Origin of the sequence: Bailinhaonella thermotolerans (assembly GCF_003594875.1) — a bacterium.
GTDB classification, from domain to species: domain Bacteria; phylum Actinomycetota; class Actinomycetes; order Streptosporangiales; family Streptosporangiaceae; genus Bailinhaonella; species Bailinhaonella thermotolerans.
On sequence record NZ_QZEY01000016.1, the window covers coordinates 145058 to 161040 of the forward strand.

Below are 15983 nucleotides of genomic sequence, written 5' to 3' on the forward strand. Positions count from 1 at the left end.
GGGCCCGGCGGAGCCGTACGGCGGTCAGCGGGAGCGGCGGAGGAAGGCGGCGGCCAGCGCGGCGCCGGCCAGGACCAGGGCGCTGTTGACGAGGATCGCCACGGAGACGCCGGACAGGACCGTCTCGGGGGTGGGGCCGCCGAGGGAGGTGACGCGGGCGGTGGCGATCGCGCTCATGATCGGGATGCCCATGGTGATGCCGACCTGCTGGGTCATCGTGGCCAGGCCGGTGGCCAGGCCCTGCTCGGCGTCGGGGAGGCCGGAGGTGGCGGTGACCATGAAGGCGACGATCATGAGCATGTTGCCGACGCCGCCGACGAACGTCGCGGCCAGCAGGAGCCAGATCCAGGCGCCCGAGGTGCCGAGGGCGACCAGCGAGACGGTCGCGGCGGCCTGGACGACGCCGCCGGTCAGGATGGTGGCGCGGGAGCCGAGGCGGCCGACGACCTTGCCGCCCAGGGTGCCGCCGAGGACCGTGCCCAGGCCGAGGACGCCGAAGGCGAGGCCGGTGGCCAGCGGGGAGTACCCCAGGACCTCCTGGAGGTAGAGGGTCAGCAGGAAGACGAGCGAGGTCTCGGTGACGAAGGCGATCAGGCCGGTCAGGTTGCCCCAGACCACGCTGCGGCGCTTGAGGATGCCGAGCGGGACCAGCGGCGCGGCCGACCTCTTCTCGGCGAACCAGAAGGCGACGAGCAGGGCCGCGCCGGCGGCGAGTGCGGCGACGGTGAGCGGCTGCCCCCAGCCGTGCTCACCGGCCTGGGTGAGGCCGTAGACCAGGGCGAGCAGGCCGCCGGTCACCGTGATCGCGCCGGGGACGTCCAGGCGGGTGCGGCCCGCGGGACGCGAGTCCTCGATGACGCGCGGGGCGAGGAAGACCACGAGCGCGGCCACCGGCACGTTGATCAGGAAGGCCCACCTCCAGGACAGCAGGTCCGTGAGGAGCCCGCCGAGCACGGCCCCGGCGGTGAACCCGGCGGACATGAGCGCCCCGTTCAGCCCGAGCGCCCTCTCCCGCAGCGGCCCCTCCTTGAAGGCCGTCGTGAGCAGGGACAGCCCCGCCGGGACCACCGCCGCGGTCGCCAGGCCCTGGAGCACCCGGGCGACCAGCAGTACGGCGGGGCCGGTGGCGAGCCCGCCGAGCAGGGACGACAGGCCCAGCAGCGCCATGCCGTACAGGAACAGGCGCTTGCGGCCGAACAGGTCGGCGACACGGCCGAACAGCAGCGTGAACCCGGCGGCGGCCAGCGCGAACGAGGTGGCGATCCACTGGAGCGAGGCCAGCGAGAACCCGAGCCCGGCGCCGACGACGGGCAGCGCCACGTTCAGGATCGAGAAGTCCACGGCGACGGTGAACTGCGCGCCCAGCAGCAGGGCGAGCACCAGCTTCTGCCGGCCCGTCATGCGCGGGGCCCTGGCAGGGGCGGGTTCTGTGGGGGTGGGTTCTGAGGGGGCCGGTACGGCGGGGGCGGTGTCCAGCATCGCGAACTCCTAGAGACAGCTAACGGGTCTGTGGTTCCGTTAGGATGATTAGGACAGTAGCAGAAGACCTCGCCTAAATGGAACTGGAGACCCGTTATGACTGAGCCGGGCACCGTTCGGCCGGGCGGGCGCACCGCCCGCGTCCGCGCCGCCGTACTCCGCGCGGCCGAGGACGCGCTGGTCGAGAAGGGGTTCGACGGCCTGGACCTGGCCGACGTGGCCCGGCGCGCGGAGGTCGGCAAGACGACGGTCTACCGGCGCTGGGGGACGGTGGCGGCGCTCCTGGCGGACCTGCTCACCGACATGGCCGAGCAGTCCTCGCCCCGGGCCGAGACCGGGAGCCTGCTCGGCGACCTGCGCGCCAACGCCGGGCTCGTCCGCCGCACGCTGGCGGACCCCCGGCAGGGCGCGCTGTTCAAGGCCGTGATCATCGCGGCGGCGTGTGACGAGCGCGCGGCGGCGGCGCTGCGCCGCTTCTACCGGACCCGGATCGCGGAGTGGGCGCCCTGCGTGGAGCGGGCGGTCGCGCAGGGCGAGCTGCCCGCGGGGACCGACCCGCACGAGGTGATCAAGGCGGTGTCCGCGCCGCTCTACTACCGCTTCCTCGCCTCGGGCGACCCCCTCGACGAGGCCGCCGCCGACCTCGCCGCCCGCGCCGCCGTGGCCGCCGCCCGCGCCGGCGCCTACGTCCGCCCCTGACCCCCGCCGCCGATCCCCGCGCGGCCGGCGGCGGCCGTGGCGGGTGGGTGGATTAGACCTGTGTGCCTGGGCAGGGAAGGGGGCATGTGTGAGCGCGGGGAGGGGCGATGAGCTGGGCGGACGCGCTGGCCGCAGGGCCGGCGAGCCCGGCCGACCTCGCGGGCGCGCGCATGCAGATGGCGTTGTCGCTGGGGTGGCACATCGTCATCGCCTGCTTCGGCGTGGGCATGCCGGGCCTGCTGCTGTTCGCCGAGTGGCGCGGGCACCGGACCGGCGACGGTGAGTACGTCCGGCTGGCCAGGCGCTGGGCCAAGGCCGTGGGCGTGCTGTTCGCGGTCGGGGCCGTGTCCGGCACGATCCTCAGCTTCGAGATGGGCCTGCTGTGGCCCGGCCTCATGGGGACGTACGGCGAGGTCATCGGCGTGCCGTTCGCGATGGAGGGCATCGCCTTCTTCATCGAGGCGATCTTCCTCGGCGTCTACCTGTACGCCTGGGACCGGCTGCCGCCGCGCGCGCACCTGCTGAGCGGGATCCCGGTGCTGCTGGCCGGGGTGGCGTCGGCCTTCTTCGTGGTGTGCGCGAACGCGTGGATGAACCAGCCCTACGGGTTCGACCTGGTGAACGGCGAGGTCGCGAACGTGGACCCGTGGGCGGCCATGTTCAACCCGGCCACGCCCCCGCAGACCCTGCACATGATCATCGCCGCGTTCATGGTCGCCGGGTACGGCACCGCCGGGGTCTACGCGGTCGCCCTGCTGCGCGGGCGGAGAGAGCGGTACCACCGCCTCGGCTTCCAGATCCCGTTCACGCTCGCCGCGATCCTCACACCGGTCCAGATCCTCGTCGGGGACTACGCCGCGCGGTTCCTCGCCGAGTACCAGCCGGCCAAGCTCGCCGCCGCCGAGGCCCTGTACCGCACCGGGCCGCGCGCGCCGCTCAGCCTGGGCGGGATCGTCGTGGACGGCGAGCTGCGGTACGCGCTGGAGATCCCGAGCGGCCTGTCCCTGCTCGTCGGCAGCAGCCCGGACACCGTCGTACAGGGCCTGGACCTGGTGCCGCGCGCCGACCACCCGCCGGTGTCCGTCGTGCACCTGGCCTTCGACACGATGGTGGGGCTGGGCTTCGCGCTGCTGCTGCTCGCGCTGTGGTACGGCTACGCCTGGTGGCGGCGGCGGGACCTGCCCCGGTCCCGCTGGTTCCTGCGGTTCGCGGCCCTGTCCGGGGTCGCCGCGGTGATCGCGCTGGAGGCCGGCTGGATCGTGACCGAGGTGGGCCGGCAGCCCTGGGTGGTGTACGGCAGGCTGCGCACGCACGACGCGGTGAACCCCGCGCCCGGCCTGTGGGTGGGGTTCGTGCTGGTCACGGCGGTGTACCTGGTGCTGACCCTCGCCACCGTCCACGTCATGCGGCGGATATCGCGCCCCGCGCCGCTGGCGCCCCAGGAACGCGGGGAGGCCGCCTGATGGAGGCCGCGCAGATCATGCTCGTCGTGACCTGGATCGGGGTCACGCTGTACGCCCTGCTCGGCGGGGCCGACTTCGGCGCGGGCGTCTGGGACCTGCTCGCCGGGCGCCGCCACGCCGGGATGCCGCAGCGGCGGCTCATCGAGCACTCGATCGGGCCCGTGTGGGAGGCGAACCACGTCTGGCTGATCTTCGTGATCGTGCTGCTGTGGACGGGGTTCCCGCCGGTCTTCGCGGCGATCATGTCCACGCTGTACATCCCGCTGACGCTGGCCGCGCTGGGGATCATCGCACGGGGGTCGGCGTTCGCGTTCCGGAAGGCGAGCACCGAACTGGGGCAGCAGCGGCTGTTCGGGGCGGCGTTCGCGATCTCGTCGGTGGTCACGCCGTTCTTCCTGGGGGCGGTCGCGGGCGGGATCGCGTCGGGGCGGGTGCCGCCGGGGCTGGCCCGGGGGGACGTGCTGGGGAGCTGGCTCAACCCGACCTCCGTCCTCGGGGGCGTGCTGGCGGTGGTCGTCTGCGCCTACCTGGCGGCGGCCTACCTCTGCGACGACTGCGTGCGCGCGGGCCTACCGGACCTGGCCGAGGGATTCCGGCGGCGGGCCCTGCTCACCGGCGTGCTGGCCGGGGCGGTCGCGCTCGGCGGCATCCTGGTGCTCCGCGCCGACGCCCCCGCCCTCTACGACGGCCTCACCCACCGCGGTCTCCCGCTGATCGTCGCCAGCGCCGTCCTGGGGGTGGTCGCCCTGGTCCTGCTGGCGCTCCGCCGCTACCTGCTGGTCCGCGCCGCGTCCGCCCTCGCGGTGACGGCGGTGATCTGGGGCTGGCCGCTGGCGCAGTACCCCCTGCTCCTCCCGCCCGCCACCGACTACCGGCAGGCGGCGGCGAGCCCCGTGGTCCTCTCGACCACCCTGATCGTCCTCGCCGTGGGCGCGGTCCTCGTCCTGCCCTCCATGGGATGGCTCCTGTGGATCCAGCACCGCTCCCCCTACCTCCCTCCCACCTCCCCTTCCTCCTCCACTCCCTCCTCCGCACCTCCCGATGCCCGCCGCTGACCAGCGAGGGGAGGCGTAATACGGGCGGGATGGGTAGTGCTAGCCAGGGAACGGATCGTGTCGACGGGGGAGTGGCGATGCGGGGGCGGTTGCGGGGCGTGGCCGGGCTGACCTGCCTGGCGGTGATCGGCGCGGGGTCGGCGGGCTGCGCGACGGACGAGCAGAACCTGGGGCAGAGCCAGCCGCGGAACGAGGGGGCGAACGCGACGGCCGGCGGGATGCGGGTCGTGGACGCGTTCATCCTCGCCGGGCCGCCCGACCAGCGGGTCCAGGCGGGGGCCTCCCTGCCGCTGTACCTCAACCTGCTCAGCGACCGGGGACCGGACCGGCTGGTGTCGGTGTCGGCCCCGGGGTTCGCGCGCGGGGCGCAGGTGAACCGGCGGTTCGCGGAGGTGGCCCCGGGCAGGCCGCAGACCGACAAGGTGCCCGCCGCGACGCTTGAGGGGCTGACCCGGGCCGTGCCCGCGTACGGCCACGTGCCCGTCACCGTCACCTTCGAGCGGGCCGGGCAGGTGAAGCTGAACGTGCCGATCAAGGCCCGCTCGGGGGAGTGGGCCAGCTATCCGCCGGTCCAGCTCAGCCCCACGCCGACGGCCCAGCCGCGTCCCGAGCCGTCCCGCGTCAGGCCCGGCTCCTCCCCGGGACCCGGCTCCACGGCGACGCCGGCCCCGGGCTCCACGGGGAGGCCGCGGACCACCCCGACCGCGCAGCGCCGCGAGCGGGACCGCCAGACCCCGGCCGCGCCCGCCGTACCGCGCGTGCCCGCCAACGCCCGGCAGTGACGGTCCTCGGCGGGGTGGCGGCGGGTGGCGGCGGACCCCCGGCGGCGACGAGGCCGGTGCGGACGAGGCCGGTGCGGGCGGGCCGGTGGGGGCGGGACCGGTGAGGGCAGCGCCGGTGGGGACCGATTCCCTTGGCGCGGCCTGAGCGTTCGGGCAAGGCGGGTTCGCCGCGGCGCGACCGGGGTTAACGTGCGGGTATGGGCTCGCTCGACGACGCGGGTGACGAGCTCCGGCTTGATCACCCGGCATGGACGATCTGGAGGAGTGACGCCGGCCGGTGGTGGGCCACCCTGCGCCGCCCCCTGACGGCCGAGGAATGGGAGCAGCGCTGCTCCCGCACCGTGGACGGCGACGATCCGGCGAAACTCGCCGCCGCCCTCCGCGCCGAGACCGACCGCCAGCGCCGCGCCGCGGCCGTACGGCTGTCGCGTGAGCGCGCGGTCCGCCTCGGCCCGGGGTGGGCGAGCGCCTGACGCTCCGGGAGTGATGCGATCCGGCAGAATGGCGGGGTTCCGCGACCGGATGGAGGGGGCGTCCCGTGCGTGCGGCAGAGGAGAACCGGCTGGCCCGGGCCGTGACCGATCTCTTCGCGCCCCCCAACCTCGTGATGGCCATGCCACCGGTCGCCGGGATCGCGGCGGGCGGCTGGCCGGGCGTGGCCTGGGGCCTCCTCGCCGCGGCGCTGTGCGGCGGCGTCCCGGCCCTGGTGATCTGGGCGGGGGTGCGCTCCGGCCGCCTGGGCGACCGCCACATCACCGACCGGGCCCAGCGCCCCCGGCTGCTGGTGCTGATCACCGCCGCGGTCGCCGTGGCCCTCGCCGTGCTGGTGACGCTCGGCGCCCCGGCGTTCATCGTCTGGTCGGTGATCAGCATGCTCGCGGGCCTGGCGGTGACGGCCCCCCTCACCCTGCTCTGGAAGGTCAGCTTCCACGCGGCCGTCGCCGCCGGCACCGTGGTCACGCTGGCGCAGGCGATCCCGCCGCACATCGCCTACCCGATCGGGGCGCCGCTGGTGGCCCTGGTCGCCTGGGCCCGGGTCGAGCTGACCGACCACACCTTCGCGCAGACCGCCGTGGGCGCCCTCCTCGGCGCGGCCACCTGCTGGACCGTCTTCGCCCTCGCCCCCTGAGCGCACATCCCCTGGGCGGAGCGTCCAGGCTCGGCCCTCCGGCGCCAGCCCGCGCGAGCGTCCCGGCTAAGTCCTCCGCCGCCAGCCCGCACGAGCGTCCCGGCTCAGTCCTCCGGCGCCAGCCCGCGCGAGCGTCCCGGCTCAGTCCTCCGCCGCCAGCTCGCGCTGCAGCAGCACGGTGTCCACCCAGCGGCCGTGCTTGCGGCCCACGGCCTTGAGCCGGCCCACCTCGGTGAAGCCGTGGCGCAGATGCAGGAGGGTGGAGGCGGGGTCTCCGGTGTCGGCCACCACCGCGATCATCTGCCGGGCCCCGGCCCGGGTCGCGTCCTCGATCAGCGCGGTCAGGAGGGCCTTGCCGAGACCCCGCCCGGTCCGCTCGGGGGCGAGGTAGATGGTGTCCTCGACGGTGTGGCGGTAGGCCGGCTTGGGGCGGTACTGCGCCGCGTAGGCGTACCCCGCGACCTCCCCGTCCACCTCGGCCACCAGGAACGGAAGCCCCCGCGCGGCCAGGTCGGCGTGCTTGGCCTCCCACGCCTCCGGCCCCGGCGGCTCCTCGTCGAAGGTGGCCACGCCCTCTCTGACGTAATGGGCGTAGATGGCGCCGACCGTCTTCAGGTCGGCCAGGGTGGCAGGACGGATACGCATGTGTTCTCCCCTCGGGCCGGGATCTTCCCCCCGGACGTTACCGGGCCCGGCGTCCCCGCGGTCCCCCCGCCCGCCGTACGGCGTGAGCCGCGCGGACGGGTCAGGGGTGGAAGACGGCCTGGAGGACGTGGCGCTTGCGGGCGGCGACGTCGAGCATGAGGCGGGGGGCCTCGGACAGGGGGAGGACGTCGGTGATCAGGTGCTCCCGGATCAGGTCGCCGTGGGAGCGGAGCAGGGCGATGGTCTCGGCGGACAGGCGTTCGCGGTCCCACAGGTGGGCCAGGCCCCGGGGGACGCGGCCGATCTGGGCGCACCGGATCGCCAGGTTGTTGTGGTGGAACTCCTCGCCGAGCCGTACCTCGGCCGCGCCGTCGGTGTAGAAGGCCAGGTCGATCACGGTCCCCTGCGGGCGGAGCGCGCGCAGCGCCGTGACCAGGCCGGACGGGCGGCCCCTGCACTGGAAGACCACGTCGGCCCCGTGGTCGGACGGGCCGTGGCGCCAGCGCCGCTTCAGCGTGGGCCCCGCGTCGTCGCCGGACAGGACGCCGAGGCCCAGCGCCTCGGCGACCGCGAGCCGCGCCGGGGTCTCGTCCACGACGACCACCTCGGCCGCGCCGTGCGAGGCCGCGAACAGCGCCGTGAGCAGGCCCACCACGCCCGCCCCGACCACCGCGACCCGCCGCCCGGCCACCCCGTCGGACAGCGCCCGCACGTCGCCTCCGCACACGTCGGCGGCGGCGTGCAGCAGTCCGTTCGCGCAGATCGGCCCCATGTGCGCGACGTACACGCCGAGCACCGGGTCCAGCTCGGGCGGCAGCGGCACGAACCTGTCCGTGAGCGGGTCCGCCACGTACGAGGTGCGGTGGCCGTACGCCATGGCGACGCGCTCCCCGGCCTCGACGCCCGGGGTGCGGCTCTCGGTGACCTCGCCGACCTCCATGTACCCGAGGCGGCGGACCGGGTACGCCTCGGCCGGCTCCTCGGGCCGGAACAGCCCGAGCACGGGGTCCCAGCTCGACGTGAGGTAGGGGTTGGTGCCCCGGACGAAGGTGATCTCCGTCCCCGCCGACAGGCCCGTGTACAGGGTGCGCACCCGGAAGCGCCCTTCGGGGAGCGGCTCGTCCGGCTCCTCCGCGAACGCGAGCTCGCCCGGTCCCAGGGCGTACAGGACGCGGCTCACGCGGCCACCTCCCGGGCCGAGGCGGCGATCTCGCAGGCCACCCGGTGCGTGCGGAGGGCGTCCTCGTAGTCGGTGCGCACGTCGTTCCCGATCCCGAGCACCGCGTCCACGAACGCCCGGTCCACCCGGCGCTTGGCCGCGCCCTCGTCCTCCACCAGCTCCGGCTCGCCGTCGCCGTCGAACACGCGCAGGCTCGTCTCCGAGATCTCCAGCGCGAGCCCGTCGGCGTACACCTCAAGGCCGGCCCGGTGCTTCCAGCCCAGCAGGCACGTCGCGGCCAGCGAGCCCACCGCGCCGTTCTCGAACCGCAGCGCCGCGACGGTCGCCGCCGCGACGTCCCCGCCCGGCGCCACCGCCTCGGACTCGACCGCGCGCACCGCCGCGACCTCCCCGACCAGCAGCCGAGCCAGGTCGATGACGTGCGCCGCCTGCTCGACGACCTGCCCGCCGGACCCGTCGCGCCGCCCCCACCAGTCCACCGGCGGCACCTTGTCCAGCCAGTGCCCGAGCGCCAGCCGTACGGCACGGCCGTCGAGCAGCTCGCGCGCCCGCTGCACCACGTCCAGGTACCGCCACTGGTGGCCGACCGCCGACAGCACGCCGCGCGAGCGGGCCAGGGCGGCGATCGACTCGGCGGTGCCCAGGTCGATCGCGATCGGTTTCTCGACGAAGAACGGCAGGCCCGCCTCGATCACCGCGCGTTCGACCGGCCCGTGGGCGAACGGCGGCAGGCAGATGTAGACCGCGTCCAGCCGCTCCCGCTCCAGCATGTCGCCGTGGTGCGGGTACACGGCCGCGCCGTGGCGTTCGGCCAGGCCGGCGGCGCGTTCGAGAGAGAGGTCGGTCACCGCGGCGAGCCGCACGTCGGGGAACTCCGCGAGCACGTCGGCGTGGCGCGCCGCCACGTTCCCGGCGCCGACGAGCCCCACATTGCACCTACTTGGCATGCGACACCCATGCCTCAAGGAATGCAAACAAAACAACTAATTGGCAGTAATAGGTGCAATCCCCGCGACAACGGGCAATCAGTGCGATGGTCAAGAGGGGATGTGCCTGCCTGTGCTGTTGCCCGAGGTTCGAGAGTGGTTGTCACGCCGCAGCAGCTCCGCCGCGCGCTGGCCGGCCGAGCTGCTGATGAGACACAAAGGCGGCACGCGCGTGAGCGTCGTGCTGCCCGCCAGGAACGAGGAGGCCACGATCGGCGAGATCGTCGGCCGCATCCACCGGGACCTGGTCGTGGACGTCCCGCTCATCGACGAGCTGGTCGTCCTCGACTCCCGGTCGAGCGACCGCACCGCCGAGCTGGCGGTCGCGGCCGGCGCGGTGACCATCGCCCAGGACTCCGTGCTGCCCGGCCTGACCCCGCTGTGGGGCAAGGGTGAGGCGCTGTGGAAGTCGCTGGCCGTCACCACCGGGGACGTGATCGTCTTCGTGGACTCCGACATCCGGGGGTTCACCACCGACTTCATCACCGGCCTGCTGGGGCCGCTGCTCACCGACCCCACCGTCATGTACGTCAAGGGGCACTACGACCGGCCGCTGCACGACCGCGACTCGGTCGAGCCCGCCGGGGGCGGGCGGGTGACCGAGCTGGTCGCCCGGCCGCTGCTGAACATGTTCTGGCCGCAGCTCGCGGGCATCGTGCAGCCGCTCGCCGGGGAGTACGCCGGGCGGCGCGAGGTGCTGGAGGCCGTGCCGTTCGTCTGCGGGTACGGCGTGGAGTTCGGGCTGCTCGTGGACCTGGTGGACCTGGTGGGGCTGGAGGCGTTCGCGCAGGTGGACCTGGGCGAACGCGTGCACGCCAACCAGTCCACGCAGGCGCTGGGGCGGATGGCCGGGCAGATCATCAGCACCGCCTGGACCCGCCTTCACCGGCAGGGGCTGGTGATCCTCAGCGACCCGCCGACGACGCTGCTGACCCAGTTCGTGCGCATGGGCGGGGAACTGGTGACCGACGACCACGACGTCCGCGTGCTCGAACGACCACCCATGGCCCACATCCGCGCGCTGCGGGAGGGCCGATGACCACCGGGGAACCGTCGGCGAGGGAGGGCCGATGACGCTGACCGTGCTCATGAACGCGGGCCCGTGGCTGCCCGTGCCGCCCGGCGGGTACGGCGGGATCGAGAACGTGATCGCCACGCTCGTGCCCGAGCTGCGCGCCCGGGGCGTCCGGGTGATCCTGGCCGGGGTGGGCTCGTCCACCCTGGAGGCCGACGAGCTGGTCTCGGTGTACGCCGAGGGCCGGTTCGCGCACATCCAGGACCCGTACAACCGGGTGATGGGCATCGCCCACGCCCACATGCGCGGCGTGCTGGACGCCCTGCGGGAGCGGGACGACGTGGACCTCGTGCACGACCACCTGGAGGTCGTCGGGCCCGCCGTGCTGTCGGCCGCCGGGCGGTCGGTCCCGCCCGTGCTCCACACGCTCCACTGGGACCTGGCCAAGCACCCGGAGTTCTACGGCCGCTTCGACGGGGCGGGCCGCCTGTTCGTCAACGGGGTCTCCGCCGACCAGCTCACCCACGCGCCCCCCGCCCTGCGCGCCCACGCCCTCGGGCACGTCCACCTGGCCACCCCCCTCGCCTACGACCCTCCGTACGGCGGCGCGCCCGGCGCGAGCCGTACGGCCGGGGAGGCGGTAGGGGGTGCGGCGGGGGGATGGCGCGCTCCGGCGAAGGGGGAGTACGTGGTCGCGATGGGGCGGATCACGGCGCTGAAGGGGACCCACATCGCGGCGCGGATGTGCCGGGCGGCGAACGTGCCGCTGGTGCTGGCGGGGCCGGTGAACGGGATCGGCACGCCGGAGGAGCTGGCCGAGGCGGTCGCCGACCCGGCGCATCCCGCCCACGCGTCCCCTGACGTGCGGTACTACGCCGAGGAGGTCGCCCCGCACGTGGACGGGGACCTGGTGCGCTGGGTGGGCGCCGTGGGCGGGGCCGACCGGGACGAGCTGGTGGCGCGGGCGCGCGCGGCGGTGTTCCCGCTCTGCTGGGCCGAGCCGGGCGGGACCGCGATCGTGGAGGCGCTGGCACTCGGCACGGCGGTGGCGGGGTTCCGGCGTGGCTGCCTGCCCGAGCTGGTGGCCCACGGCCGCACGGGCTTCGTGGCCGACGACGAGCAGTCGCTGGCGCGGTTCCTGGACAAGGCGGAGGAGATCGATCCGGCCGAGTGCCGGGCCGAGGCGGTGCGCCGGTTCGGCCCGGGGGCGATGGCGGAGCGTTACCTGCGGTTATACGAGCGTGTCCTCGGCGAGGCAGCGGTGTGAGTCCTTCCGGTCGTAGCGATGACTGGGGCGGACCCGATTTGCTGTGCGATGCTTCGGATACTCGGACCTGGGGACGGACATGGTCGATACGGCGAACGCCCTTAAGCGCGGCAAGGCCTCCCGGGGCGGAGACGACTCCGAACTTGATCTCCGGCAACTGCTGGCGGGGCTCACGGCCGTACGCGACGGCGACTTCGGGACGCGGCTGCCCGAGGAGGGGGACGGACTCCTCCAGGAGATCGCGACGGTCTTCAACGGCATGGTGGACCAGCTCTCGCTGTTCACCTCGGAGGTGACCCGCGTCGCCCGCGAGGTGGGCACGGAGGGCCAGCTCGGCGGCCAGGCCGAGGTGCCGGGGGTGTCCGGCACCTGGAAGGACCTCACCGACTCGGTGAACGCGATGGCCGGGAACCTGACCAACCAGGTCCGCGACATCGCGCAGGTGGCGACGGCGGTGGCGCGGGGCGACCTGTCGCAGAAGATCACCGTGTCGGCGCGCGGGGAGATCCTGGAGCTGAAGACCACCGTGAACACGATGGTGGACCAGCTCTCCTCGTTCGCCGACGAGGTGACCCGGGTGGCCCGCGAGGTGGGCACCGACGGGCGGCTCGGCGGTCAGGCGCAGGTCATGGGCGTGGCCGGGACCTGGCGAGACCTGACCGACTCGGTGAACTTCATGGCCGGCAACCTCACCGACCAGGTCCGCAACATCTCCCAGGTGGCGACGGCGGTGGCGCGGGGCGACCTGTCGCAGAAGATCACCGTGTCGGCGCGCGGCGAGATCCTGGAGCTGAAGAACACCATCAACACGATGGTGGACCAGCTCTCGTCCTTCGCCGACGAGGTGACCCGGGTGGCCCGCGAGGTCGGCACCGAGGGGCGGCTCGGCGGCCAGGCCGACGTGAAGGGCGTGTCCGGGACCTGGAAGGACCTCACCGAGTCGGTCAACGTCATGGCCGACAACCTGACGGCGCAGGTGCGCAGCATCGCCCAGGTCACGACCGCGGTCGCGGAGGGCGACCTCTCCCAGAAGATCACCGTGGACGCGCGCGGCGAGATCCAGGAGCTGAAGAACACCATCAACACGATGGTGGACCAGCTCTCCGCCTTCGCCGACGAGGTGACCCGCGTCGCCCGCGAGGTCGGCACCGAGGGCAACCTGGGCGGCCAGGCGACCGTGCGCGGCGTCTCGGGGACCTGGAAGGACCTCACCGACAACGTCAACGTGATGGCCTCCAACCTGACCAGCCAGGTGCGCAGCATCGCGCAGGTGGCGACGGCGGTGGCGCGCGGCGACCTGTCGCAGAAGATCACGGTCGAGGCCAAGGGCGAGGTGGCCGCGCTCGCCCAGACGATCAACACGATGGTGGACACGCTGTCCGCGTTCGCCGACGAGGTGACCCGGGTGGCCCGCGAGGTGGGCACCGAGGGCGAGCTGGGCGGCCAGGCGCGCGTGCCCAACGTGGCCGGGACCTGGAAGGACCTCACCGACAACGTCAACTCGATGGCGAACAACCTGACCAGCCAGGTCCGGAACATCGCCCAGGTCACGACGGCGGTGGCGCGCGGCGACCTGACCAAGAAGATCGACGTGGACGCCCGGGGCGAGATCCTGGAGCTGAAGACCACGATCAACACGATGGTGGACCAGCTCTCCTCGTTCGCCGCCGAGGTCACCCGGGTCGCCCGCGAGGTCGGCAGCGAGGGGCGGCTCGGCGGGCAGGCCGAGGTCGAGGGCGTCTCCGGCACCTGGAAGCGGCTCACCGAGAACGTCAACGAGCTGGCCGGCAACCTCACCCGCCAGGTCCGCAGCATCGCCGAGGTCACCAGCGCCGTGACCTCCGGCGACCTGACCCGCTCCATCACCGTGGACGCCGAGGGCGAGCTGGCCGACCTCAAGGACAACATCAACTCCATGGTGGAGTCGCTGCGCGAGACCACCCGGGCCAACCAGGAGCAGGACTGGCTCAAGACCAACCTCGCGCGCATCTCCGGGCTCATGCAGGGCCACCGCGACCTGGCGGTGGTCGCCGAGCGTGTCATGAACGAGCTGACCCCGCTGGTCAGCGCCCAGTCCGGCACCTTCCTGCTGGCCGAGGACGGCGAGCTGCGCGTCGTCGGGACGTACGGCCACCGGCCCGCGTCCGACCGGTACCGGTTCGGGGAGTCGCTGGTCGGGCAGGCCGCCGCGGCCAAGCAGGTGATCCTGGTCGAGGACATCCCCGCCGGGTACCTCACGATCTCCTCGACGCTCGGGGCGGCGGCCCCGGTCAACCTGATCGTGCTGCCGCTGGTGGTCGAGGAGCAGGTGCTCGGCGTGATCGAGCTGGCCAGCGTGAACCGGTTCACGCCGGTGCACCGCGCGTTCCTGGAGCAGCTCGCCGACACGATCGGCGTCAACGCGGCCACCATCGTCGCCAACGCCCGCACCGACGCCCTCCTGGAGGAGTCGCAGCGGCTCGCGACCGAACTCCAGATGGGCCAGGAGGAGCTGCAGCGGTCCAACGCCGAGCTGGAGGAGAAGGCCGAGCTGCTGGCCCGGCAGAACCGCGACATCGAGACCAAGAACCGCGAGATCGAGCAGGCCCGGCAGGAGCTGGAGGACCGGGCGCAGCAGCTCGCGCTCGCCTCCAAGTACAAGAGCGAGTTCCTGGCCAACATGAGCCACGAGCTGCGCACCCCGCTGAACTCGCTGCTCATCCTGGCCCAGCTCCTGGCCCAGAACCCGACCCGCAACCTCACCTCCAAGCAGGTGGAGTACGCCAACGTCATCCACTCGGCCGGGACGGACCTGCTCCAGCTCATCGACGACATCCTCGACCTGTCCAAGATCGAGGCCGGGCGCATGGACATCACGCCGGAGCCGGTGAGCCTGCGCCACCTGCTGGACTACGTGGAGGCCAACTTCCGGCCGCTCACGACGGAGAAGGGGCTGGCGTTCAACGTCAACGTCGCCCCCGGCGTGCCGGACCGGCTGATGACGGACGAGCAGCGGCTCCGCCAGGTGCTGCGGAACCTGCTGTCCAACGCGGTCAAGTTCACCGAGAAGGGGTCGGTGGACCTGAGCATCGAGCCCGCGGAGACGCCCGGGGTGCTGGCCTTCCACGTGGTGGACACCGGGATCGGCATCCCGCGCGAGAACCTCGCCCACATCTTCGACGCCTTCCACCAGGGCGACGGCACCACCAGCCGCAAGTACGGCGGGACCGGGCTCGGCCTGTCGATCAGCCGTGAGCTGGCCACCCTGCTCGGCGGGCGGCTCCAGGCCGGCAGCGTGCCGGGCCAGGGCAGCCGCTTCACGCTGTACCTGCCCGTGGGCCAGCCCCCGGCCGACGACGAGGAGGCCGCCACGCCGGAGGGGACCGCCCGGCGGGCGGAGGAGCACGACGGGCCCGGCGGGACGGACGGGACGCGGGGCCGCCGCCTGCTGGTGGTCGAGGCGCGCGAGGGCGGGCTGCTCTCGGTGCTGGCCCGCAGCGTGGCCAACGACCTGGCGATGACGTACGGCCCGGTGCGGGTGGTGACCGCGCGCGGGCCCGAGGCGGCGTTCGCGGCGCTGCGCCGCGACGGCTACCACTGCGTCGTGCTCGACCTGGAGCTGCCGCACGACGGGGCCGCGAAGTTCCTGCGCGCCCTGGAGGAGGACCCGGAGCGCCGGGGGCTGCCCGTGCTCGCCCACCACGCGCGCGCGTTGTCCCGCGCCCAGGAGGGACTGCTGCGCGGGCGTTCCCTGGAGCGGCTGACCGGCCTGGACGAGCTGCGCGAGCGGATCATCCTGCACCTGTCGGCCGAGGTCCCCGGCGCGGTGCCGCCGCTCCTGCCGCATCCGCCCGTGGAGGAGCGCCCCGACCCCGCGGACGGCGGGCCGGTGGACAGCGGGCTGGCCGGCCGTACGGTCCTGATCGTGGACGACGACGTGCGCAACGTCTTCGCGCTCACGACGATCCTCGAACTGCACGGCATGCGGGTGCTGTTCGCCGAGAACGGCCGCGAGGGCGTCGAGATCCTCCAGCGCGGCGACGACGTGGACCTGGTCCTGATGGACATCATGATGCCCGAGATGGACGGCTACGCCGCCACGGCCGCGATCCGCCGGATGCCGGGCCACGCCGACCTGCCCATCATCGCGGTGACCGCCAAGGCCATGCACGGCGACCGCGAGAAGACCCTGTCCTCAGGCGCCAGCGACCACGTGACCAAGCCCGTCAACCCCGAGGAGCTGATCACCTGCATGCGCCGCTGGATCGGCGCGCGCGCCCAGTAGCGGACGTGATCGGGGGCGT

Annotated in this window: 13 protein-coding genes; 9 read left to right on the forward strand and 4 right to left on the reverse strand. The window is 73.7% G+C overall.

What is annotated here, in order from left to right:
- Nucleotides 1–24: 24 nt before the first annotated feature.
- Nucleotides 25–1479 (reverse strand): MFS transporter, encoded by a 1455-nt coding sequence (locus tag D5H75_RS30725; protein WP_119930068.1) that lies wholly within the window; start codon nucleotides 1477–1479, stop codon nucleotides 25–27.
- A gap of 96 nt (nucleotides 1480–1575) precedes the next feature.
- Between D5H75_RS30725 and D5H75_RS30730 the strand changes: the two genes are divergently transcribed.
- From D5H75_RS30730 to D5H75_RS30755, 6 genes are all read left to right on the forward strand, one after another.
- A complete protein-coding gene (locus tag D5H75_RS30730) occupies nucleotides 1576–2178 on the forward strand; it encodes a TetR/AcrR family transcriptional regulator (RefSeq protein WP_119930069.1) in 603 nt (200 codons plus the stop codon).
- Nucleotides 2179–2285: 107 nt separating this feature from the next.
- Nucleotides 2286–3641: a cytochrome ubiquinol oxidase subunit I gene (locus D5H75_RS30735; RefSeq protein ID WP_119930070.1), complete on the forward strand. Its 1356-nt coding sequence runs from the start codon at nucleotides 2286–2288 to the stop codon at nucleotides 3639–3641.
- Nucleotides 3641–4696, forward strand: a complete 1056-nt coding sequence (locus D5H75_RS30740; RefSeq protein ID WP_119930071.1) for a cytochrome d ubiquinol oxidase subunit II — start codon at nucleotides 3641–3643, stop codon at nucleotides 4694–4696. Before D5H75_RS30735 ends, D5H75_RS30740 begins: the two co-directional genes overlap by 1 nt.
- A gap of 77 nt (nucleotides 4697–4773) precedes the next feature.
- A complete protein-coding gene (locus D5H75_RS30745; protein ID WP_119930072.1) occupies nucleotides 4774–5478 on the forward strand; it encodes a copper chaperone PCu(A)C in 705 nt (234 codons plus the stop codon).
- Nucleotides 5479–5675: 197 nt separating this feature from the next.
- A complete protein-coding gene (locus tag D5H75_RS30750) occupies nucleotides 5676–5951 on the forward strand; it encodes a hypothetical protein (protein WP_119930073.1) in 276 nt (91 codons plus the stop codon).
- 65 nt (nucleotides 5952–6016) lie between these two features.
- Nucleotides 6017–6607 carry a hypothetical protein gene (locus D5H75_RS30755; RefSeq protein WP_202638654.1) on the forward strand — a complete coding sequence of 197 codons (591 nt, stop codon included), beginning with the start codon at nucleotides 6017–6019 and terminating at the stop codon, nucleotides 6605–6607.
- Between the two features lie 141 nt (nucleotides 6608–6748).
- On the opposite strand, the gene D5H75_RS30760 is transcribed toward D5H75_RS30755, so the two are convergent.
- From D5H75_RS30760 to D5H75_RS30770, 3 genes are all read right to left on the reverse strand, one after another.
- Entirely contained in the window at nucleotides 6749–7252 is a 504-nt protein-coding gene (locus D5H75_RS30760) for a GNAT family N-acetyltransferase (RefSeq protein ID WP_119930074.1), read from the reverse strand.
- Nucleotides 7253–7352: 100 nt separating this feature from the next.
- On the reverse strand, nucleotides 7353–8432 hold the full coding sequence (locus tag D5H75_RS30765) for a zinc-binding dehydrogenase (RefSeq protein ID WP_119930075.1): 1080 nt from the start codon (nucleotides 8430–8432) through the stop codon (nucleotides 7353–7355).
- The gene (locus D5H75_RS30770) at nucleotides 8429–9361 is read right to left on the reverse strand and encodes a Gfo/Idh/MocA family protein (RefSeq protein ID WP_202638655.1); all 933 of its coding nucleotides are present in this window, start codon (nucleotides 9359–9361) and stop codon (nucleotides 8429–8431) included. Before D5H75_RS30770 ends, D5H75_RS30765 begins: the two co-directional genes overlap by 4 nt.
- Before the next feature lie 133 nt (nucleotides 9362–9494).
- Between D5H75_RS30770 and D5H75_RS30775 the strand changes: the two genes are divergently transcribed.
- The 3 genes from D5H75_RS30775 to D5H75_RS30785 all read left to right on the forward strand — a co-directional run bounded on the left by D5H75_RS30775 (nucleotide 9495) and on the right by D5H75_RS30785 (nucleotide 15964).
- Entirely contained in the window at nucleotides 9495–10457 is a 963-nt protein-coding gene (locus D5H75_RS30775; RefSeq protein ID WP_202638670.1) for a glucosyl-3-phosphoglycerate synthase, read from the forward strand.
- A 31-nt stretch (nucleotides 10458–10488) separates the two neighbouring features.
- Complete coding sequence (locus tag D5H75_RS30780) at nucleotides 10489–11700, forward strand: glycosyltransferase (protein WP_119930078.1); 1212 nt, start codon at nucleotides 10489–10491, stop codon at nucleotides 11698–11700.
- Between the two features lie 79 nt (nucleotides 11701–11779).
- Nucleotides 11780–15964, forward strand: coding sequence for a HAMP domain-containing protein (locus D5H75_RS30785; protein WP_119930079.1), 4185 nt, complete (start codon nucleotides 11780–11782; stop codon nucleotides 15962–15964).
- Nucleotides 15965–15983: the final 19 nt, after the last annotated feature.

Excerpts from the sequence above, each read along its gene's own strand:
- D5H75_RS30735 (WP_119930070.1), top strand. The coding sequence starts at position 2,286 with ATGAGCTGGGCGGACGCGCTGGCCGCAGGGCCGGCGAGCCCGGCCGAC.
- D5H75_RS30750 (WP_119930073.1), top strand. The coding sequence starts at position 5,676 with ATGGGCTCGCTCGACGACGCGGGTGACGAGCTCCGGCTTGATCACCCG.
- D5H75_RS30780 (WP_119930078.1), top strand. The coding sequence starts at position 10,489 with ATGACGCTGACCGTGCTCATGAACGCGGGCCCGTGGCTGCCCGTGCCG.
- D5H75_RS30785 (WP_119930079.1), top strand. The coding sequence starts at position 11,780 with ATGGTCGATACGGCGAACGCCCTTAAGCGCGGCAAGGCCTCCCGGGGC.
- D5H75_RS30740 (WP_119930071.1), top strand. The coding sequence starts at position 3,641 with ATGGAGGCCGCGCAGATCATGCTCGTCGTGACCTGGATCGGGGTCACG.
- D5H75_RS30760 (WP_119930074.1), bottom strand. The coding sequence starts at position 7,252 with ATGCGTATCCGTCCTGCCACCCTGGCCGACCTGAAGACGGTCGGCGCC.
- D5H75_RS30745 (WP_119930072.1), top strand. The coding sequence starts at position 4,774 with ATGCGGGGGCGGTTGCGGGGCGTGGCCGGGCTGACCTGCCTGGCGGTG.
- D5H75_RS30730 (WP_119930069.1), top strand. The coding sequence starts at position 1,576 with ATGACTGAGCCGGGCACCGTTCGGCCGGGCGGGCGCACCGCCCGCGTC.
- D5H75_RS30725 (WP_119930068.1), bottom strand. The coding sequence starts at position 1,479 with ATGCTGGACACCGCCCCCGCCGTACCGGCCCCCTCAGAACCCACCCCC.